General features: G+C 67.9%; 16 protein-coding genes and 1 pseudogene. 6 read left to right on the top strand and 11 right to left on the bottom strand.

Translation table 11 applies throughout. From position 1 onward, the window contains the following. Positions 1–23 precede the first annotated feature (23 nt). The 3 genes from ABE546_RS15520 to ABE546_RS15510 form a co-directional block, all read right to left on the bottom strand. Positions 24–2117, bottom strand: a complete 2094-nt coding sequence (locus ABE546_RS15520; RefSeq protein WP_313212864.1) for a M13 family metallopeptidase — start codon at positions 2115–2117, stop codon at positions 24–26. Between the two features lie 221 nt (positions 2118–2338). Further along, positions 2339–3088: a 2,3-diphosphoglycerate-dependent phosphoglycerate mutase gene (gene gpmA, locus ABE546_RS15515; protein ID WP_313217670.1), complete on the bottom strand. Its 750-nt coding sequence runs from the start codon at positions 3086–3088 to the stop codon at positions 2339–2341. 86 nt (positions 3089–3174) lie between these two features. Continuing rightward, a complete protein-coding gene (locus ABE546_RS15510) occupies positions 3175–4200 on the bottom strand; it encodes a cation diffusion facilitator family transporter (RefSeq protein WP_346464391.1) in 1026 nt (341 codons plus the stop codon). A gap of 143 nt (positions 4201–4343) precedes the next feature. On the opposite strand from ABE546_RS15510, the gene ABE546_RS15505 reads away from it, so the two are divergent. Together ABE546_RS15505 and ABE546_RS15500 are read left to right on the top strand one after the other, a co-directional pair. Beyond that, positions 4344–5768: a diguanylate cyclase gene (locus tag ABE546_RS15505; protein ID WP_313217666.1), complete on the top strand. Its 1425-nt coding sequence runs from the start codon at positions 4344–4346 to the stop codon at positions 5766–5768. A 130-nt stretch (positions 5769–5898) separates the two neighbouring features. After that, complete coding sequence (locus ABE546_RS15500) at positions 5899–7032, top strand: metallophosphoesterase (protein ID WP_346464389.1); 1134 nt, start codon at positions 5899–5901, stop codon at positions 7030–7032. Between the two features lie 33 nt (positions 7033–7065). Here the strand turns inward: ABE546_RS15500 and ABE546_RS15495 are convergent, their stop codons facing one another. The 4 genes from ABE546_RS15495 to ABE546_RS15480 all read right to left on the bottom strand — a co-directional run bounded on the left by ABE546_RS15495 (position 7066) and on the right by ABE546_RS15480 (position 12808). Then, positions 7066–7359, bottom strand: coding sequence for a hypothetical protein (locus tag ABE546_RS15495; protein ID WP_346464387.1), 294 nt, complete (start codon positions 7357–7359; stop codon positions 7066–7068). Between the two features lie 69 nt (positions 7360–7428). Next, positions 7429–10122 (bottom strand): tetratricopeptide repeat protein, encoded by a 2694-nt coding sequence (locus tag ABE546_RS15490; protein ID WP_346464385.1) that lies wholly within the window; start codon positions 10120–10122, stop codon positions 7429–7431. Beyond that, positions 10119–10721 (bottom strand): ECF-type sigma factor, encoded by a 603-nt coding sequence (locus ABE546_RS15485; RefSeq protein WP_313213033.1) that lies wholly within the window; start codon positions 10719–10721, stop codon positions 10119–10121. The genes ABE546_RS15490 and ABE546_RS15485 overlap by 4 nt, the downstream gene beginning before the upstream one ends. Before the next feature lie 113 nt (positions 10722–10834). Then, entirely contained in the window at positions 10835–12808 is a 1974-nt protein-coding gene (locus ABE546_RS15480; RefSeq protein WP_346464383.1) for an oleate hydratase, read from the bottom strand. A gap of 220 nt (positions 12809–13028) precedes the next feature. Between ABE546_RS15480 and ABE546_RS15475 the strand changes: the two genes are divergently transcribed. The 3 genes from ABE546_RS15475 (at position 13029) to ABE546_RS15465 (ending at position 17199) form a co-directional block, all read left to right on the top strand. After that, the gene (locus ABE546_RS15475; RefSeq protein ID WP_313213037.1) at positions 13029–13415 is read left to right on the top strand and encodes a BlaI/MecI/CopY family transcriptional regulator; all 387 of its coding nucleotides are present in this window, start codon (positions 13029–13031) and stop codon (positions 13413–13415) included. After that, positions 13412–14911, top strand: coding sequence for a M23/M56 family metallopeptidase (locus tag ABE546_RS15470; RefSeq protein WP_346464381.1), 1500 nt, complete (start codon positions 13412–13414; stop codon positions 14909–14911). The genes ABE546_RS15475 and ABE546_RS15470 overlap by 4 nt, the downstream gene beginning before the upstream one ends. Positions 14912–15024: 113 nt before the next feature. Continuing rightward, the gene (locus tag ABE546_RS15465) at positions 15025–17199 is read left to right on the top strand and encodes a TonB-dependent receptor (protein WP_346464379.1); all 2175 of its coding nucleotides are present in this window, start codon (positions 15025–15027) and stop codon (positions 17197–17199) included. 6 nt (positions 17200–17205) lie between these two features. Here ABE546_RS15465 and ABE546_RS15460 read toward each other — a convergent pair whose 3' ends face one another. Then, complete coding sequence (locus ABE546_RS15460; RefSeq protein WP_313213059.1) at positions 17206–18339, bottom strand: acyl-CoA desaturase; 1134 nt, start codon at positions 18337–18339, stop codon at positions 17206–17208. Between the two features lie 2 nt (positions 18340–18341). Then, positions 18342–19415 carry a ferredoxin reductase gene (locus tag ABE546_RS15455; protein ID WP_313217652.1) on the bottom strand — a complete coding sequence of 358 codons (1074 nt, stop codon included), beginning with the start codon at positions 19413–19415 and terminating at the stop codon, positions 18342–18344. Between the two features lie 93 nt (positions 19416–19508). Here ABE546_RS15455 and fabR point away from each other — a divergent pair, with 93 nt between their 5' ends. Then, positions 19509–20171: an HTH-type transcriptional repressor FabR gene (gene fabR, locus ABE546_RS15450; RefSeq protein ID WP_026069985.1), complete on the top strand. Its 663-nt coding sequence runs from the start codon at positions 19509–19511 to the stop codon at positions 20169–20171. Positions 20172–20270: 99 nt separating this feature from the next. Here the strand turns inward: fabR and ABE546_RS15445 are convergent, their stop codons facing one another. Further along, positions 20271–20633, bottom strand: coding sequence for a glycine zipper 2TM domain-containing protein (locus tag ABE546_RS15445; protein WP_102789149.1), 363 nt, complete (start codon positions 20631–20633; stop codon positions 20271–20273). Between the two features lie 128 nt (positions 20634–20761). Continuing rightward, positions 20762–20906 (bottom strand): annotated as a pseudogene (locus ABE546_RS15440) (transaldolase); the annotation flags it as partial.

The raw sequence follows: 20906 nt of genomic DNA, 5'->3' as shown, positions 1-20906 counted from the left end.
ATGTCTCACTCAACCGCGTGCGATCACCAGATCACAACGCGCTTGTCGTCGGCCCGCACCATTGCATCGCCGGCCTTGCACTCGAACGCCTGCGCGTACGCCGGCATGTTCGACGGCGCGCCGTTGGCACGGAAATTCGCCGGGGCGTGCGGGTCGGTGTTCAGACGCACGCGCAGCTCGCCCTCATTGAAGTTGCGGCGCCACACGGTGGCCCAGTTCATGAAGAAGCGCTGGTCCTGCGTGTGGCCGTCGACCGCTACGTTGGCCTTCGGGTCTTCCTTCAACGCCATCTGCAGCGCGTCGTACGCCACGGTCAGGCCACCCAGGTCGCCGATGTTCTCGCCCAGGGTCAGCTTGCCCTTCACGTTCACGCCCGGCAGCGACTCATAGCCGTCGAACTGCGCGACCAGCTGGTCGGTACGCTGGGTGAAGGCGGCACGGTCGCTGTCGGTCCACCAGTTGTCGAAGTTGCCGTTGGCGGCGAACTGGCTGCCCGAGTCGTCGTAGCCGTGCATCATCTCGTGGCCGATGACCGCACCGATACCGCCGTAGTTCAGCGCCGGATCGGCCTTGGCGTCGAAGAACGGCGCCTGCAGGATCGCCGCCGGGAACACGATCTCGTTCTTGGTGGCGTTGTAGTAGGCGTTGACGGTCTGCGGGGTCATGCCCCATTCGGTCTTGTCGACCGGCTTGCCGATCTTGTTGAGCATGAAGCGGTAGTTGAACGTGCGCGCGGCCTGCATGTTGCCCAGGTAGCTGTCACCGTTGGTTTCCAGGCCCGACCAGTCACGCCACTTGTCCGGGTAGCCGATCTTCGGGGTGAAGCTGGCCCACTTTTCCAGTGCCTTCTTGCGGGTGTCTTCGCTCATCCACTCCAGCTTCTCCAGGCGCGCCTTCAGCGCCACCGAGAGGTTCTCCACCAGGTGCTGCATCTGCACCTTGGAGTCGGCCGGGAACACGGCATCGACATACATCTGGCCCAGGCCTTCGCCGATGGCGCCGTTGACCGACTCCAGCACGCGCTTCCAGCGCGGCTGCATTTCCTTCTGACCACGCAGCGTGGTGCTGTAGAAATCGAAGTTGGCCTTTTCGAAGGCGCTGCTCAGGTACGGCGAGGCGTCATCGATGGTGTGGAAGCGCAGGTAGGCCTGCCAGGTGGCGGCCGGCACGTCGGCCAGCATCTTGTCCACTTCGCCGAAGAAGCCCGGCTGGGCCATCGAGAACTTCTGCGCGGCCGGCACCTTCAGGGTCTCGAACAATGCGGTCCAGCTGAAGTTCGGGGTCAGCTTGTCCGCGTCAGCCGCGCTGACCGGGTTGTAACGCTTGGCCGGGTCACGCATTTCGATGCGCGACATCGAGGCCTTGGCAAGACGCGTTTCGAAGTCCATCACGGCCTTGGCCTGGGTCTTGGCCTGCTCGGCGTCCACGCCGGAGAGGGTCAGCACCTGCGCGATGTAGGCGACGTAGGCGTCGCGGATCTTGGCCTGCGAATCGTCGAAGTAGTAGCCCTTCTCCGGCAGGCCGAGGCCGCCCTGGCCGACATAGGCGATGACGTTGGCCGAATCCTTGTAATCGGCATTGGCGAACAGCGAGAACAGCACGCCCTGGCCCACCGCCTGGCTGTCGCGCAGGTACTGGGTAATGGCGGCGGTATCGTTCAGCGCGGCGATCTTGTCCAGCTGCGGCTGCAGCGGGGTGATGCCGGCGGCCTCGATCTTGGCTTCGTCCGAACCGGTCTTCCAGATGTCACCGATCTTGGCTTCCACCGTGCCGGCCTTGGCCTGGCTGGCGGCAGCCTGCTGGACCAGCGCGTGCTGCACTTCCAGCGAGCGCTCGCGCAGTATTTCGAAGCTGCCCCAGGTGGTCTGGTCGTTCGGGACCGGGTTGGCCTTGAGCCACTTGCTGTTCACGAACCCGTTGAGGTCGGTACAGGCGGCGATGGCGGTGTCCAGATCGGCCGTGTTGAGCGAGATCAGCGCGGTCTTGATCTGCGACTGATCAAACGCCGGCTTGGCATCGGCGGTGGCGGCAGGCGCGGTATCGGTCTTGCCGCAGGAGGCCAGCGACACGGCGATGGCGGCGGTCAGGCCCAGCGGGACCAGCTTGGAAAACTTCATTCGACTCTCCGGCTACAGATGGATGCATCACCCGGATCACGGGCAATCGGGCAGCGTAGCGCGGGAGGGGCCGGGGCGGACCGGCCAAAGGTCACACCATCGCGCGCCGGTAGAGCCACCCCATGGGTGGCCGCGTGAACCGTGCATTGCATGCAGCCACCCGTGGGGTGGCCCTACCCGCGGGGGTAAAGAAAAGGCCGGCTTGCGCCGGCCTTTCGTTGTTATTTCGCCTTGCCCTGGTTGGCCACGGCCTCAGCGGCCTTGCGTGCCGCTTCCGGGTCACCCAGGTAGCGGAACGACTGCACGGTCAGGTCGTCGTTGAGCTCGAACAGCAACGGGATGCCGGTCGGGATGTTGAGCTCCAGGATGGCGTCCTGCGAGACGTTGTTGAGGTACTTGTACAGCGCGCGCAGCGAGTTGCCGTGGGCGGTGACCAGTACGGTCTTGCCGTCCTTGAGCTGGGGGGCGATCGCATCGAACCAGTACGGCAGCACGCGGTCCAGCGTGGTGGCCAGCGATTCGGTGCCCGGCAGCGCGTTGCGGTCCAGGCCGGCATAACGACGGTCGTGGATCGGGTGGCCCGGGTCCTCGATGTCCATCGCCGGCGGCGGGATGTCGTAGGAACGGCGCCAGATCTTGACCTGGTCCTCGCCGTGCCTGGCGGCGGTCTCGGCTTTGTCCAGGCCCTGCAGGCCGCCGTAATGACGCTCGTTCAAGCGCCAGCTCTTGCTGACCGGCAGCCAGTCCTGGTCCAGTTCGGCCAGGGCACCCTGCAGGGTGTGGATGGCGCGCTTGAGCACCGAGGTGTGCGCGACATCGAACTGCAGCCCTTCTTCACGCATCAGGCGGCCGGCGGCGGCGGCCTCGCGGCGGCCCTGTTCGGTCAGTTCCACGTCCACCCAGCCGGTGAAGCGGTTGTCCAGGTTCCACTGGCTCTGGCCGTGGCGCAACAGTACGAGTTTCCGGGTCACTGCAGTATCTCCGACAGATGGCAAGGCAGACCCGCATTGTAGCGGCAACCCTGCCCTGCCCGTCCGCCGCGGCCGGCCCCTGACCCTCAGGGATGCGGATGCCCGTGGTGGCCCTGCGCGTCCGGTGCAGGGCGGCGGCTGTCGTGGCTGTCGTGGCTGCCGTGCGCGTGAGCGGCGTGGTCGTGCCCGGCATGGTCATCGGCGTGCCGGTCGCGGGGGCTGCCGACGCTGCAGGGATCGCCGCAGTGGTCGGCCTCGATCTGCAGGGTCACATGGTCGATGCCGTACTGCTCGTGCAACCGGGTGCCCAGTTCGCGACGCAGGCGGTCCGCATCCACGCCGGTGCCCATCACCACGTGCGCGGTCAGTGCGGGTGTGCTGGAAGCCAGCGCCCATACGTGCAGGTCATGTACGTCCACCACGCCATCGTGTGCGCACAGGGTGCCGCGTACCGCCGCGACATCCATGCCCTTGGGCACGCCCTCCAGCAGCACGTTGATCGCCTCGCGCATCAACACCCAGGTGCGCGGCAGCACCCACAGGCCGATCAGCACGGCCAGGATCGGATCGATCGGCTTCCAGCCCGTCCAGCGGATCAGCAACGCGCCGAGGATCACCGCGACCGAGCCAAGCATGTCCGCCCAGACTTCCAGGTACGCGCCTTTGACGTTGAGGCTCTCGCCGCTGCCGGCGCGCAGCAGCCGCATCGAGATGAGATTGATCACCAGTCCGAACACCGCGATCACCAGCATGCCGGTGGAGGCGATCTCCTGCGGCGCGCGGAAGCGCTGCACCGCTTCCCAGAGAATGTAACCGGCGACCACGAACAGCATGCCGCCGTTGATCATCGCGCCCAGAGCCTCCAGCCGCGCGTAGCCGTAGGTGCGCTTGGCATCGGGCGGGCGCCGGCTGAGCCGGACCGCAACCAGTGCGATCATCAGCGCGAGGGTATCGGTGGCCATGTGCGCGGCATCGGACAACAGTGCCAGGCTGTTGGTCCAGAATGCGCCGGCCACCTCCACCAGCAGGAAGGTGGTGGTCAGCCCCAGCGCCCACCACAGCGGTTTTTCGTGGCGGATCTCGCTGGGCAGATGGTCGTGGTCGTGACCCATGAAAGCTCTCCTGGACAATGCCGGCAGGTTAAGCAGCGCCTCGCGCGGAGACTATTACACTTACCGCAGCGTTCAGTTTGCCATTCAATAACAACAGCGTCCGGCCGCTACCTCTCGACGGCCTGTGTGGCGGGAAGACAATCGTGCATAACGTTCCAAATCTTGATGAGGCCAGCCAACCGCTGGCGCTGGCCTGGGCACAGACACTGGCGCAGACGCCGGCCGCGGCGGCGACACTGCTGGCGAGCCTGTCGGCCGAGAGCCCGCCCGGGCTGGCCCACCACTTCTACGATGTGCTGCTCGAAGACCCGCGCGCGAGCCGGTTCCTCTCGCACGACCAGGTGCGGCTGCGCCTGAAACCGGCGATGCAGCGGTGGCTGCAGCAGATCCTCACCGCCACGCCGGACAGCATCAACGCGCTGGTCGCCGCGCAGCGCGTGATCGGCGACGTGCATGCGCGCGTGGGGATTCCGGTGGATCTGGTGGCGCGCGGCGCGCGCGTGCTCAAGCACCGCCTGTTCGACCGCATCATCGCGCAGGCCGACGAAAGCACGACGGCGTTTGCGGCGATCCACTGCCTCAGCGCTTCGATGGATATCGCCCTGGAAGGCATGACGCTGGCCTACACGCATGCACGCGAGCGCTCTTCGCGCACCGATGCGGCGTATCGCCTGTTCTCGCTGGTGCAGAACGTCAGCACCGAGCGCGAACGCCAACGCGCCCTGCTGCTGGATTGGGAAAACGCACTGCTCTATGCGATGGCGAGCCAGAATGCCGAGGCCGAGCTCACCGGGCTGGCGCAATCGGAGTTCGGCCTGTGGTTCACCCACAAGGGCATCCCGAGTTTCGGCGAAAGCAGCGAGACCGGCCAGGTCGGTGCACTGGTCGCTGCGGTCGATACGCAGTTGCAGGAAGCGCTGGCGCATGCCGATTTCGCGGCGCGCTTCGGGGCATTGCAGGGCATCCGCGAGCGCCTGGCGCAGATCCGCACACTGATGGGCATGTTGTTCGAACGGATCGGCGAGCTCGATGCCGGCAGCGATGCACTGACCAACCTGCTCAACCGTCGCTTCCTGCCGACCGTGCTGCGCCGGGAAATCGAACTGGCCAATTCCACGCAGACGCCGTTCTCGGTGTTGCTGCTGGATCTGGACCATTTCAAGGCGATCAACGATGCGCACGGCCATGACGGCGGCGACCGCGCCCTGCAGCACGTGGCCGCCCTGCTCGGCCAGCTCACCCGCGGCAGCGACTACCTGTTCCGTTATGGCGGTGAGGAATTCGTGGTGGTGCTGGTGGCCGCCACCGCCGCCCAGGCCGAGGTGATCGCCGAGAACCTGCGCAAGCACATCGCGCAGAGCCCGGTGCAACTGGGCAGTGGCCAGAGCCTGTCGCTGACCACCAGCATCGGCGTGGCCGCGCATGATGGCCATCCCGACTACGAGCGGCTGATGGCGCGCGCCGATGCGGCGATGTACCAGGCCAAGAAGCGCGGCCGCGACCGGGTGGTGCTGGCCAGCGATGACCTGCCCGATGCGCCCGGGCGAAAGGCGCTGCAGCGCGGGTGACCCTGTGTGGCCGACGGCAGCGCCGGCCCATCCGCCCGTTGCGGCACGCATGGCTGACCAATGGCGCATGCCCCGCGCGCCCCGTGCGGCGTAGCATCGCGGCATTGCCGTCCGCCACAGGAATCCCCCGATGTCGATCCGCCGCGCCCTGACCCGCCCTGCCCTGCTGCTGCTCCAGTCAGCGCTGCTGATGACACCGCTGCTGGCCACTGCACGCGAGGTGGCGACGCCGGCCGAGCATGTGGATGCCGATGGACCGTACGTGTTCCGTACCGCCAAGGGGCTGGAAGCGGCCTGGGTGTGCAAGGACCACGTGATCCGCCGCGAGCTGCCGGCACGCGGCGAGGCCACCGTGGTCGCCCCCGAGTGCGGCTATCCGCACCCGCTGACCGTGCTGCCGCCACGCACGGCGGAGATCGGCCGGTTCCCTGCCACGCCGCGGATCGTCGCGCTGTCGGACATCCACGGCCAGTACGGCCTGCTCGTGACGCTGCTGCGCGCCCACCACGTGATCGACAGCGAAGACCGCTGGTCGCTGGGCGACGCCACGCTGGTGGTGGCGGGCGATGTGTTCGACCGCGGTCCGCAGGTCACCGAAGCATTCTGGCTGCTGTACAGCCTGCAGCAACAGGCCGCGGCAGCCGGCGGTGCGGTGCACTTCGTGCTCGGCAACCACGAGACGATGGTCCTCTACAACGACCTGCGCTACGTCAACCCGAAGTACCTCAAGACCGCGCAGCTGCTCGGCCGTTCCTACCCCGCGCTGTACGGTCCGGATTCGACGATCGGCCAGTGGCTGCGCACCCGTCCGGTGCTGCTGCGCGTCGGGGACACCCTGTTCCTGCACGGCGGCATCGCACCGGAGAACCTGGACCTGGTGCGCAACATGGCGACCACCAACGCCGGCTACCAGGCCGCAGTCGGGCTGCCCAAGGAGCAGGTCAAGGCCGCACCGGATACTGCCCGCCTGTTCGATGGCAAGACCAGCCCGATCTGGTACCGCGGCTACTTCGATGGACGCATGGATACCGCCCAGGTCGAGACGCTGCTCAAACAGCTCGACCTCGCCCGCATCGTGGTCGGCCACACCTCGATGCCGCATGTCAGCAGCTTCCATGGCGACCGCATCATCGCCATCGACAGCAGCATCAAGAACGGTGAAAACGGCGAGCTGCTGTTCATCGAGAACGGCGCGCTCAGCCGCGGCCTGCTGGATGGCTCGCGGGTGCCGCTGGCCGAAGGCCGGCTCGGCGAAAGCGACTGACCTGGCCGTTCCCGCCGGTCAACCCGCCGCAGCTCACCGTGGCTTGTAGATGCGCGAGACCATCCAGCCGCCGTGACTGCGGAAGCGGCCGCTGTCGCCGGTCAGGGCAAAGCGCAGCGCGACCACCGCGGCGCGCCCGCGGGAGCAATGCCAGTCACGCGCTTTGCGGTAGGCCTTCCGGAAGGCACGGAACGGGCCGCGGGCCTGCGTGGTGTCCAGTTCGGCCTCACGTGCTTCCATCGCCTCAGGTGGGTCCATGGCCTCGGCGGAGGCGGCTGGCGGATGCGCTGCAGCGCGGGTGGCATCTGGATGGAGAGGGTTTGACATGGCGTTCCTTCGATCAACGAGGCCCGGAATCGGCCTCCTGATCGATAAACCGAGAAAACCATCACAAAACTATCGCCCCCGGGACAGACCCGCGTCGTGATCCGCCATGCGCTGCTCCAACCCCTTGATGCGACTCAGAAATTCCGACGTCGGCGCCAGTTCCTGCAGGTGCGGCTGGGCCCGGGCGATCTGGGCGCGGGCGCCAGCGCCATCGCCGTTGGCGAACAATGCCTCCGCCAGCGGGATACGCCACTTGGCGGTGGCCGTGGAATCCGCCCCGTAGAAACCAGCGAATGTCTCCACCAGCTGGGCCGACAGCGGCACTGCCGCGGGATCGCCACGGCGCTGGGCAAGCAGCGCCTGCTGCATCTGCAGGCGCAGCCCCAGCCACGGGGGCAGGCTCGGGTGGGCCTGGCCGAACGCGGCCAGGGCCCGGGCGGCCTCGGCATGCTGTCCGTCCCGGATCAGCCATTCAATCTCGACCAGGCGCAACACCAGCAGCTGCGGCGACTCGGGCGGGAGTTCGCGCCGCCACAGGGCGGCCACCTGCTGCAGCGGTGCCTGCGCCTCGGCCGTGCGGCCGGTACGCAGCAGCAACCGGGCCAGCACCATGTCCACGTCGAGTGTGTCGGCATGCTCAGGCCCGAGCAGCGCCCGATAGCGCGCCAGCGCAGCGCGGTAGTTCTGCTCGGCCTGCACATAGTCGCCGCGGGCTTCCTCCATCAGGCCATGGGCATACTGTTTGACCGCGTAGGCGCGGCTGTCCACGCCATCCACCGCGGCGCTGGTCTGCAGGCTGTTGCGGAAGTGCTGATCGGCCGCCTGGTAGCGGCCAAGATCGAGATACTGTCCGGCCAGCGCGGCTTCGGCCGAGGCGGTGTAGCTGCTGCCTGCGCCGAACATCTGCCGGGTCAGCGCGAAGCTGCGCTCGGCCAGCGCCAGCGCTTCATCGATACGGCCCTGGTTGAGCAGCGTCGAGGACAGCGCGCGCAAGACCCGCTGGTACTCGGCCCCCTGGACACCATGCTCCCGCGATGCCTCTGCCAGACCCTCGCGCAGGATCGCTTCGGCCTTGTCCAGCTCGCCCTGGCTCCGGTACAGATCGCCGAGGTTGGCCATCGCCGCCAGGCCGCCGCGCTGAAGCGGTGCACCGTTTCCCCGCCGACTCAACGCCAGCGCGGAGCGGAAGGAGTGTTCCGCCGCCGCCGGCTGCTCCAGCTGCGCCTGGGCCAGGCCCCGGGCGTTCAAGGCCTTCACCCGCACCGCCGGGGCATCGTCCTGCTCAAGCAGGCCCAACGCGTCCTCTGCACTGCCCAGCGCCTCCTCCTCACGCCCGGCGCTGAGCAGTTGCACCGCCAGACTGGCGCGGGCGTCGGCGATCTCATGCGGCGCGGCGCGCGTGTGCACCAGCCCCTCCACGCTGTCCCGCAGCAGGGCCTGCGCATCCTGCGGTTGACCCAGGTTCTGGTAGGCGCGCCCCAATGCAGCCTGCATCCGCGCGCGCAGCGCGGGCGACACGGTGCGGTCCTGCTCAAGCCGGCGTGCGCCCAGATCGAGCACCTCACGCGCGGTCATCGGCGTGCCGTGGCGCAGCCCCGGATCGGCCGCATCGAAGGCGGCCACCAGTACATCGGCGATGCCGGCGGCAGCCACCGCATTCTGCTCGGCCTGCCGACGCGCCTCGCTCAAGCGCAGCACGAAGGCCAGCACCATCACCGCCACCAGCGCGACGATCACACTGGCGCGCCATTGCCGCCGCAGCAGCAGGCGCGCACGATGCCAGCGGCTGGGCCGACGCGCGCGCACCGGGCGGTGTGCCAGATACCGTTCAATATCCTCGGCCAGTGCGTCGGCAGAGGCATAACGTTCGGCCGGATCCGCGGCAGCGGCCTTGGCCGCGACCGCCAGCAGGTCGGCGGGCACGCCGCGCGCCGGCGGCGGCGTGGCCTGCAGCAGCGCCTCCAGCATCACGCCCAGACTGTAGACATCGCCCACCACACTGGCCGGGCGTCCCGCCAGGCGCTCGGGGCTGGCATAGGCCGGGGTGAGGAAGGCCGCGGCATCGTTGGCGTCACCGAGCAGATGCGCGATGCCGAAATCCAGCAGGACCGGCTGGCCGTCGGGGCGGACCAGTACGTTGCCGGGCTTGAGGTCGCAGTGCACCACGGATTGGGAATGTGCGGCCTGTACCGCGCCGCAGATCTGCACGAACAGGCGCAGGCGTGCGGCCAGATCCAGCGCCAGGGTGCGACAGGCGTCGTCCAGCGGTTCACCCTGTACGTATTCCATCACCAGGTAGGGCTGACCGCCCTCGGCCACGCCCACGTCATACAGCCGGGCGATATGCGGGTGCTGCAGGTCGGCCAGGATCTGGCATTCGCTGGCCAGCCGCGTGGCCAGTACCGGGTCGTAGGCGCGGCGGATCAGCTTGATCGCCACTTCGCGCCGGTACAACGCATCGGCGCGCTCGGCCAGGAACACCACCCCCATCCCGCCGACGGCCAGCAACCGGCTCAGGCGCCACGGGCCAAGCCGCTGCCCGACCAGCGTGGCCGGATCATCCATCGCGGCCATCACGGCGGCGAGCGCGTGCTCGACCCGGCCCAGGTCGGCGGTCTGCGCGCGCAGCAGCTGCAGGGTTTCGTCGATCGCGGCCGGGTCATCGCACAGCTCACCCAGCGCCGGGCGCCAGCGCGCCTCGGGCAGATCGCAGACCGCGTCGAACAGCCCCCGCACCGTCTGCCAGCGGTCTGGGCCGGTCATGCGCGCGTGGCCGGCCCAGCCAGATGCCGGTTCAACCACGCCTTGGCAAACCGCAGATCGCGATCGACCGTGGGCACCGACACATCCAGCGCCAGGGCAATCTCTTCGCGGCTCATGCCACCGAAGTACATCCATTCCACCGTGCGTGCGGCGCGCTCATCCAGGGCGGCCAGTTCCTCCAGCGCGCGGTTCAGGGCCAGCACTTCGAAGGCATCGTGATCAGGGCTGGCTTCCAGGTCGGCATACGACAGGGTCAGGTTGATCGCACCTCCGCCCCGCTTGGAAGCCGCCATCGCGCGTGCGTGGTCCACCAGCACGCTGCGCATCTTCAGCGCCGCCAATGAAAGGAAATGCACGCGATCGCGGTAGCCGATCTCCCCACCGATCATCCGCATCAGGGCCTCGTGCACGAGCACGGTCGGCTGCAGCACGCCATCCTGGGGGGTGCCCAGCCGCGCCACGGCCATGCTACGCAGCTGCGCATACAGAAGCGCCAGCAGTTGATCGCGGGCGGCGATGTCCTGCTGCTCGCTCCAACGGCGCAGCAAACGGGTGACATCCTGGCGCTCGGCCGCTGGAGGTGTCGCGTCAAAAGACATGTGGGGCGGGTCCGTGCATCACAGCAGGCGATCAGCCTGCAGTATCGCCGATCCCCATCCCCATGGGGCGGCGGTGCCGCGGCGATCTCCATCACCGCGGCACCGCAACCGGGCTACTTCCCGCGCTTGGCCAGATTCTCGCGTAGCGTTTCCAGCCGCGTGGAGAGATCCTTCAACGCGCTGCCGCCCTTGCCGACCAGCCAGGACACCTCCTCTTCCATGAAACCGGTACGGCTGTGTTCGGTGTCCGGGAGCGGCGGCAGGATGTGCGCGAAGTAGGTCTTGTCGAGCACCCGCCGCAGCAGTCGCTCGCCCGGGAAGGGTGCGTTGTTGTTGAGCGCACGCGCCGCCTTGATCAGGTTGCGGATGTCGTACTGGGTCGGGCTCAGGTCCGGCACCTGCTTGGGCAGGTCCAGCAGCGTATACACCGCCACGCGGGCGGTGCGCACCGAACTTTCCATGGTGAACACCACATCGTTGTGGGTCTCCACGAACTGCCCCAACAGGCCAAGGTTGGTGCAGCCCCCGGGCACGACGTGCGGGCGGTCGCCGGCCGCGCGTGGCATGAACTGCGCCGTGATGTAGGGCATCAGCGCGGTGCGCACCTTGGTGTTGGCGACGATCTCATCAAGCTGATCGACGATGCCCAGGTGGTAGCTCAGCTCGGCCAGGATCTCGCGGCCGGTACAGGCTGGCATCGGCTTGGCCACGTGGTTGCCGTTCTGGTCCATCAGCAGCGCATACACCCACACCACCAGCACATCCTTGGGCTGGTCGACGAAGTGCGGCTGGCGGTTGACGGTGAAGCTCAGCACCCAGGTGGAGTCGGTGAAGGTGATCACGCCGCCGGTCACGGTCCTGCCCGAGTACGGGTCGTTGACCGAGAGTTCCCTGATCTTGTCCACCAGTGGCGAGGGGCGGCAGGTCAGCGTGGCCGACTCCCACATCGAGCGGTTGATGTCACCGTGGAATTTCTCCGGTTTGCCGAAGATCGGCGACTGTGCAGCGAGGTTGCGCCACAGTGCCCAGTCACTGTCCTGCCCCCGTGTTTCGCGCGGACGCTGCAGCACCGGCACCGTGTCCATGTCGCCATAGACGGTGCCCTCGGTCATCGAGCCGGTCAGCGCGAACACCAGGTCGCCCTCGGCCACCGGCAGCAGCGTATCGTTGCCCGCCACACGGCAGCGCAGCCCGGTGACGGTGCGGGTATCGCCTGCCACGCGCATGTCCAGATCGTACACGCGGGTACCGAAGGTGACCTGCACCCCCTGGTCGCGCAGCATCTTCACCAGCGGTTTGACGAAGCTCTCGTACTGGTTGTATTTCGGGAACACCAGCGCGGACATGTCGTTCAAGCCGTCGATGGCGTCCAGGAAACGGTGCATGTACAGCTTCATTTCCAGCAGGCTCTGCCAGTTCTCGAAGGCGAACATCGAACGCCAGAAGAACCAGAAATTACTCTGCAGGAAGCCATCACTGAAGTAGTCCTCGATGGTCACATCGTCGAGATCTTCCTTGCGTTTGAGCAGCAGCTTGACCAGTTCCCACTGCTGCGGCTTGCTCAGCCCAAAGGTGGAGAAGTCCTGGATCTTCCCCTGCTGATGCATCAGCCGGGCCTTGGAGTAGTTCGGGTCGTTGTCGTTCACCGCCCGGTACTCGTCCAGCACGCTGTAGCCGGCGGGCAGTTCCAGCGCAGGCACGTCCTGGAACATGTCCCAGAAATTGTCGTAGTTCCAGTTCATCTCGCGGCCGCCGCGAACCAGGTAGCCCTGCTCGGGGTCGCCGGCCCCATCGAGCGAACCGCCTTCGATGTCCAGGCTGTCGATCAGGGTGATGTTCGCCGCAGGCATGCCGCCATCGCGGATCAGATAGAACGCCGCGGCCAGGCCGGCAATACCGGTGCCGATGATCCACGCCTTGCGGTTCGCCACGCCGGCCGGTGCGACCGGGCGATTGCGCATGTAGGCGCCCATCATGTCCGGCGGCGGCAGTGTGTTCTCGGGCCGGTTGGACCAGTAGGCCCCCGTGGCATCGGGTTCTTTATCGATCACCGGTGCCCGGTGCACGCCCTGTTGCTCGACAGCCATATCACCACGCCTTTTTCGATGGACCCACAGGAGGCACCGGATGGGCCGGTACCTGGCAGCACGGTTTCCTTACCGCACGGCCCCCTGCTGGCACCGCGCTGCACCCTTGGATGGTACGCACCCCACCTGTGGCGGCATTGATCCGCATCAATGACACCCCTGTTGCATCTCATGCGACACATGTCGCACACTTGCGACACCTCGCCACACCGGGATTGCCATGTCTGCACTGCCTACCCCTTCCAATGCCGAACTGGAACTGCTCAAAGCGCTGTGGCGCCAGGGCGCCTGCAGTGCGCGCGAAGTCCACAACGGCGCCGCCGCGGCGCTGGACTGGTCCTACTCGTCCACCCGCAAAACGCTCGAACGCATGGTCGACAAAGGGCTGGTGGAAGAAACGGTCGAGCACGGGCTGAACATGTACCGCGCCAAGGTCGGCAAGGTGGCCACGCTGGCGGCACTCAGCACGGACTTCGCGCGCCGGGTGCTCGAGATCGATGGCGCATTGCCGGCACAGGCCTTCGCCGACAGCCGCCTGCTCAGCGAACAGGAACTGCAGCAGCTCGATGCGCTGCTGCGTGCCCCCGCCAAGGACGATCCGGCATGAGTGGGCTGACGCTGGGCTTCTGGGGCGTGCATACCGTTGGCGCCCTTGCAGGCGGCTGGGTGGCGTGGTCTGCCGGGCAACGTGTCCACCGGCGGCTGGGTCTCTCCCACGCCGCGTATGGCTATTGGATGGGGGTGTGGTTGCTGGCGGTGACGCCGGTCCTGCTGTCGGTGGGTATGGCGCTGTGGGCCCCCGCACCGCTCATCTCGTTGCCACCGGCACTGATGATGCCGCTGCCGGTCGCGCTGGACCTCGGGGCTGCCGGTGCGGCGGAAGGGCGCCTGGTGAGTTCCCCTTGGGCGGGGGTGGCCACTACCACGTGGCTGGCCGCGCTCTATGTCACCGGCCTGGGTATCGCATTGCTGCGCGTGCTGGTTGGCACGCGGGCGACCGGCCAGCTGTGCCGGGCGACCCTGCCGATCGCAGCGGAGGCCTGGCCGGGCCCGCGCAGCCGTGCGTCGGCGCAGCGGCTGCGCTCGGCCGGCATCGTCTGCCGGGTCAGCGCGCTGCCGGTGAGTCCGTTCGCGGTGCGCTGGCCGCGCCCGTTGATCGTGCTGCCCCTCTCGGCCGTGGAGCAGCTGGAGGATCGTGCACTGAACCTGATCCTGGGCCATGAGGCGGCGCACCTGACGCGCCGCGATCCGCAGCGCGCCGGCCTGATGGCGATACTCAACGCCCTGCTGTGGTTCAACCCGTTCCTGCGCCGCCTCACCGCGCGCGTGCAGCTGGCGGCCGAGCTGCGATGTGATGCGCAGGCCCTCGCGGGGGATGCACAGGGCGGGCGTGACTTCGCCACGGCGTATGTGCGCACGCTGCGCCTTTCCGCAGCGGCTCACGCACCCACCACCGCCCTGACCCACCGCGATCTGGCCGGGCATGAAATCCGCATCCGGCACATGCTGCATGGCGATGCCGCGCGGCCGCTGTCGGGATCGCGACGCGCGCTCCTGCTGGGCAGCGCACTGCTGATCGGCGCCCTGTTGGTGGTCATGCAGGCCAGTGCCGCGCGCCCCGTGCCGGGCCCCGCCGTCACTGGCACCCCAAACGAGATCTCGGCGACGGAGGCGGCACTGCCGCTGCCGCCGTTGAGCGAGGCCCCCATCGAGGTGCAGTTCCAGGCACCGCTGGCCGCACCGAGGATCACCGGACATTTCGGCGATACCGGCAGCATCCGCCAGCGACCGCATCGCGGCACCGATTTCGGCGCGCGCCCGGGCACGCCGGTCCTCGCGCCGGCAGACGGCCGCATCGTGGCGGCAACCACCGCCTACCCCGACGGTCCGCAGTACGGCACGGTGGTGGTCATCGACCACGGTCAGGGCTGGCAGACGTTGTACGCGCACCTGCAGGGCGCCGATGTGGTGGTCGGCCAGCAGGTCCACGCCGGCGAGCAGATCGCACGGGTCGGCAGCACCGGGCGCGTGACCGGACCGCACCTGCATCTGGAGATGCTCCGCAACGGTGAGCGCGTCGATCCGCAGGCGCACCTGCCATGACCGGCTAACCCGCTCCACATCCCCACCCCACTGCTGCATTTCGTTTTCCTGGCCACAGGAGGGGCGCGTGTTGCCCCGCGAAATGCCCCCTGCCCTCCTGCACGGACCGCCCCATGTCACCGACGTTCCGCATCGTACTTGCCCTGACCCCGCTGTGTGCCGCGTTCTCCAGCGCTGGACAGTCACTGCCCGCAAAGCAGGCGCCGCCGCCCACCGAACTGGAGACCGTGCAGGTGCAGGGCACCGTGTACGACGCACGCCGCGAGGACACCGCCACCCGGATCGTGGTCGACGCTGAAGCGCTGCGCCAGTACGGCGACATCGGTCTGGTGGACGCGCTCAAACGCCTGCCCGGCATTACCGTCGGCACGGGTGCGCCCGGCCGCAGCGGCACGCTGTCATTGCGGGGGTTGGGTGCGGGCTATACCCAGATCCTGCTCAACGGCCAGAAAGCGCCCGCCGGGTTCGACCTGGACTCGCTCACGCCGGAGATGGTCGAGCGCGTGGAGATCATCCGCGCACCCACCGCCGACCAGCGCGCCGAAGCGATCGCCGGCTCGATCAACATCGTGCTGGCCGCAGGCGCGCGAAAGGACAGCGGGCAGCTGTCGGTGGCCTGGGGCAACAGCAACGGCCGGAACACGCCCTCGGTCAGCTGGCAGCGCAACCGGCGCGCCGACCACCGCAGCAGCGCGATCACGGCGACCGCATCGCGCCGCGAGTTCCTGGTCGAGGAAACCGGTACCGAGCGTGCATGGAATCGGCAGGGAACACCGACCACCCTGCGTGACACCTCCCTGCGCGCCAGCGGAAACCGCGATGTGCTCTCAGTGGCCCCCAGCCTCGAAGCGACGCTGGAGAACGGCGATATCTTCGCGCTGCAGGGCTTCGCCGATGCGAGCCGGTTCAACCGCATCACCGACATCGACTGGGCCACCACGCTCGGCGCCCCACTACAGACCACCCGCTATCAACAACGCACGCGCATCGACGTGGCGCAGGCCAATGGCAGCATGACGTGGACGCGGGCGTTCGAACGGGGCGGCACGTTCACCACCAAGCTGCGCCTGGGCGGCAACCGCGAGCGCTACGCCTATCGCGAACAGGGCCAGGCAGCGGATGGGCGACAGAACCTGGAGGACCACACCGACGCGCGGTTGACCGTGGGCGATCTGAACAGCAGTGGCAAGTACACGCTGCCCGCCCGCGGGCGGCATGCGCTGCAGCTCGGCTGGGAGGGCAGCGAGGATCGCCGCGATGAAACACGCGTGCAGCAGCTGTTGCCTGTCCACGAGGGCGGCGTGGTGGCGATCAGCGACCTGGCTTTCGACGCGCGCATCCGTCGCCTGGCGCTGTACGTGCAGGATGACATCTCGCTGAGCGAGCGCTGGTCCCTCTATGCCGGCGCACGCTGGGAACAGATCGATACCCGCAGTGACGGCAGCAGCTTCAGCGGCATTCAGCGCCGTGACCAGGTGCTCTCACCGGTGTTGCAGTCACTCTGGAAAATGCCCGGCACCCGGGGCGACCAGCTGCGCGTCGCGCTGACCCGGACCTATCGCTCGCCTACGCTGGCTTCGCTGATCCCGCGCCCGTACACCTCCACCAACAACCGCCCGCTCAACCCCGACGAACGCGGCAACCCGGCGCTGCGGCCCGAACTGGCGACCGGCGTGGACCTGTCCTACGAAACCTACGGCAAGGACGGCGCGCAGCTCAGCATCGGCGGTTATGCGCGCCGGATCAGTGAGGTGATCCGCACCGAAACACATCTGCAGGACGGTCGCTGGGTGGCCACGCCGGTCAACGGCGGCACTGCGATGACCTGGGGGCTGGAGATGGATACGGCATTCCGTCTGCCGCAGCTGATCGCAGGCGCGCCGGCCGTGGCGGTGCGTTTCAATGCCACCGCCAACGATTCGCGCGTGGATGATGTGCCCGGTCCGGACAACCGGCTTGATGAGCAGGTGCGCTTCAGCGGCACCTTGGGCGCGGATTACGAGATCCGCACCGGCTGGACGGTCGGCGGCAGTTACACCTACCGCACCGGCGGCACGGTGCAGGTCAGCCCCGGCCAGTTCGAGATCAGTGCGTACGGGCGCGAGTTGGACCTGTACTCGCTGTGGTCGCTGCGCGCAGGCAGCAAGCTGCGGCTGAGCCTCAACAACGCGCTGCACCGGGCGCTGCACACGGGGCAGGAGCGGGTCAGCGAAGACGGTACCGAGCAGCTGCGGCGCCAGCGCAGGGCATCCCCGCTGCTGCGCCTGCAGCTGGAACTGCCGCTCTAGCCCGGCTCAGCCCGGCTGGCGGCTGGCCTCACCTACCGCCGGCAGCGCACGCGCGCGGCCCGGCTTGCTCGGGAAGGCATGGCGCACGATCCGCCACATCACCTGGCCGAACTGCCGCGGCAGCGAACCGGTGTTGTAGTGCTGGCCGTAGCGCGCGCAGATGTCCTTCACTTCGACCGCGATCGCCGCGTAGCGGTTGGCCGGGATGTCGGGGTAGAAGTGATGCTCGATCTGGTGGCTGAGGTTGCCCGACATGACGTTCATCAGCTTGCCGCCGGTCAGGTTGGATGAGCCGCGCAGCTGGCGCAGGTACCAGTGGCCACGGGTCTCATCACGCACGCATTCCTTCGGGAAGGTTTCGGCCTCGGCGGTGAAGTGGCCGCAGAAGATGATCACGTAGGTCCACACGTTGCGGATGAGGTTGGCGACCACGTTGCCCAGCAGCACCGGCAGGAAGAAGGGGCCGGCCAGCGCCGGGAACAGCAGGTAGTCCTTGAACATCTGCTTGCCCATCTTGCGGCCGACCGGGCGGAACTGCCTGCCCAGCTGCTTGAGCGTCATTTTGCCGGCAAACACGCGGCCCAGGCGCAGGTCCTGGATCGCGATGCCCCATTCGAACAGCAGCGCGAACACCACCGCGACCACCGGCTGCATCAGGTAGAACGGGCGCCAGCGCTGCTCGGGGAAAATGCGCAGCAGCCCGTAACCGATATCGTCGTCCAGCCCGCGCACATTGGTATAGGTGTGGTGGCGGAAGTTGTGGGTCTTGCGCCAGGCGTCGGCGGTGCCGACGATATCCCACTCGTACGTGCTGCCCTGCAACTGCGGATCGCCCATCCAGTCGTACTGGCCATGGATGACGTTGTGCGCCAGCTCCATGTTTTCCAGGATCTTGGACAGCGCCAGCATCACCACGCCGGCGATCCACGCCGGGATCAGCACGCTGTGCACGAAAGCGCCGAGGAACAGCAGCGCGCGGCCGGCCACGCCGGTCCAGCGTACGGCGGCCACGACGCGGCGGATGTAACGCGCGTCGCGCGCACCGAGCGTGGCCAGCTGGCGCGCGCGCAATGCATCGAGTTCAGCGCCGAAGGCCTGCAGTTCGGCCGGGGACAGCGCGCGGTTGTGCACGGAAGACATGGTCACAGCTCCAGGATCAGGTCGGTGCTGGCGCTGTTCACGCACAGCTTTACTTGCGTGGCCGGTTCGGCCGCATGCTCGCCGGTCAGGGTGTGGCGGGTGACGCCGGACACCTTGCCGCAGACACAGGTGTTGCAGATGCCCATGCGGCAGCCGCTGGCCGGGCGCAGCCCTTCGGCTTCCAGCGCCTGCAGCAGCGACGTGCCGCGTGGCAGGGCAAGCGTGCGGCCGCTGCGGCGCAGTTCGACCTGCACCGTGCCCTCTTCGGCATCCGGCAGCACTGGCGGTGTGAACGCCTCGGACTGCAGCGACGCGACCTGGCCCTGCAGCCGCGCCTGCGCTGCATCGACGAAGCCACCCGGGCCGCACACCAGAGTGCGGGCGGTGCTCAGATCGCCCAGCGTCGCGAAGGCGAATGCATCCACACGCGACGCCGGTGCCGCCGGGTCGCGGGTCAGCGCGATGTGCAGCGTGAACGAGGGATGGCGCGCCGCCAGCGCGGCCAGCTCTTCGGCGAAACAGACTTCCTCACGCCGGCGTGCCCAGTACACCAGGTCCACCTGGCCCGGCATGCCGGCACCATCGAGCTGACGCAGCAGCGCGCGCATCGGGGTGATGCCGCTGCCAGCGGCCAGCAGCAACAGCCGCGCGCCAGAGGCCTTGGGCAAGGTCATTTCACCGAACGCCTGGCCCAGCTCAAAGACCTCACCGATCGCCGCGGCATGGGCCAGATGCTGGCTGACGGCACCGCCGGCGATGGCCTTGACGGTGATCGCCAAGCGACCGTCGGCCAGCACGGTCGGGCTGTAACTGCGCGACAGGCGGCGGCCATCGACTTCGACGCCGAGGGTGACGTGCTGGCCCGGCAGCAGACCACGGAAATGGCGGTTGGGCTTCAGCACCAGGGTGACCGCATCCGCGCTCTCGGCGGTGCGCGACAGCAGCCGGGCCAAGGGGCGGCGCAGCGTCCACAGCGGGTGCAGACGGGTGCCCCAGAAGTCGAACAGCGCTTCGGGGACCCAGCGGCGGGGGCTGGCGGCGTGACGGCGGGCGGCAATGCGCGGGACGGTGCTCATGCTTCGCACTATACGGCCGAGCATACGACTGTGTATACAGTTGTATATTGCCGGGACGGGCTATGATTCAGGGACTTGACCCCGCTGCCCCTGATGACCTCCCCAGACCTGCCCCTGCCCGCCTCCGACGACGCCCATCCCGCGCGCAAAGCCTCCATCTCCCGCGAGGATCTGCTGGCCGCGGCATTGGCCCTGATCGGCCCGCACCGCAGCGTCTCCACGTTGAGCCTGCGCGAGGTCGCGCGTGAAGCCGGGATCGCCCCGAACTCGTTCTACCGGCAGTTCCGCGACATGGACGAGCTGACCGTGGCCCTGATCGACCTGGCCGGGCGCTCACTGCGCACGATCATCGGCGAGGCGCGCCAGCGCGCCGCCTCCTCCGACCGCAGCGTGATCCGCCTGTCGGTGGAGACCTTCATGGAGCAGCTGCGCGCCGATGACCGCCTGCTCCATGTCCTGCTGCGCGAAGGCACGGCCGGCTCGGATGCGTTCAAGCATGCGGTGGATCGCGAACTGAATTACTTCGAAGACGAACTGCGGGTCGACCTGATCCGCCTGGCGGCCGCCGACGGCGCGCGGCTGCATGAACCGGCCCTGGCCTCCAAGGCGATTACCCGGCTGGTGTTTGCGATGGGTGCGACGGCGGTTGACCTGCCGCCGGAGAAGGATCCGGAACTGATCGAGCAGCTGACCCAGATGCTGCGGATGATCATCACCGGGGCACGCACGTTGGCAGGCAGTCCGCCGCTGCGCTGATCCGGCCTGCGGGCCTCGCACAAAAAAATGACGACCCACCGGGCCGTCATTTTTGATCCTGTTGCACGCCGCAACTGCAGCGCAGTGGGCGGCGCTTGATCAGCGGTACTGACGTTCGCAGCGACGCTCAACCACGCGATCACCATTCTTGGACTGCTGGTTGCCCTGGATCTGGCGGCCTGCGGCACCACCGGCCACGGCACCGGCAACCGTCGCCAGCTTCTTGCCGTTGCCGCCACCCACCTGGTTGCCCAGCAGACCACCCACGACCGCGCCGGTCGCGGTGCCGGTGATGCGGTTGGGATCCTTGGAATTACGCTGGACCTCGACGTTGTGGCACACCACCTTGCTGCCGTCGTTGAAGCGGCGTCCCTCGTCCTTGGGGCCATAGGTCTGGGCGCCGGCAACGGCCGATACGGCGAGCAGACTGCCCAGGCACAACACGCGGAAGCTCGTCTTCATGGTCGATCCCTGTTTATGGAACATGGCCCGAGTGTCTGCCTGCCGGCGGCAAGCCCGGGTGAAGTTGCGTCCACGCCACGTCAACGCCAGCGGCGGCGTTCAGGCCGCAGCCATCCAGCCATGCGCGCTTACAGCCGCTCGCGGATCGTCTGCCGCAACGCGTCCAGATCCTTGGCGAACGCATCGATGCCGCTGGCCAGCTTCTCCGTCGCCATCGGGTCGGCCGCCAGATCCGCCGCAAAGCGCGCCGCATCGATCGGCGTCACCTGCACC

It is taken from the genome of Stenotrophomonas sp. TWI377, assembly GCF_039674525.1.
Classification (GTDB): Bacteria; Pseudomonadota; Gammaproteobacteria; order Xanthomonadales; family Xanthomonadaceae; genus Stenotrophomonas.
The sequence above is the reverse complement of the archived record's forward strand: the minus strand, read 5'-3'. Positions and strand labels throughout refer to the sequence as shown.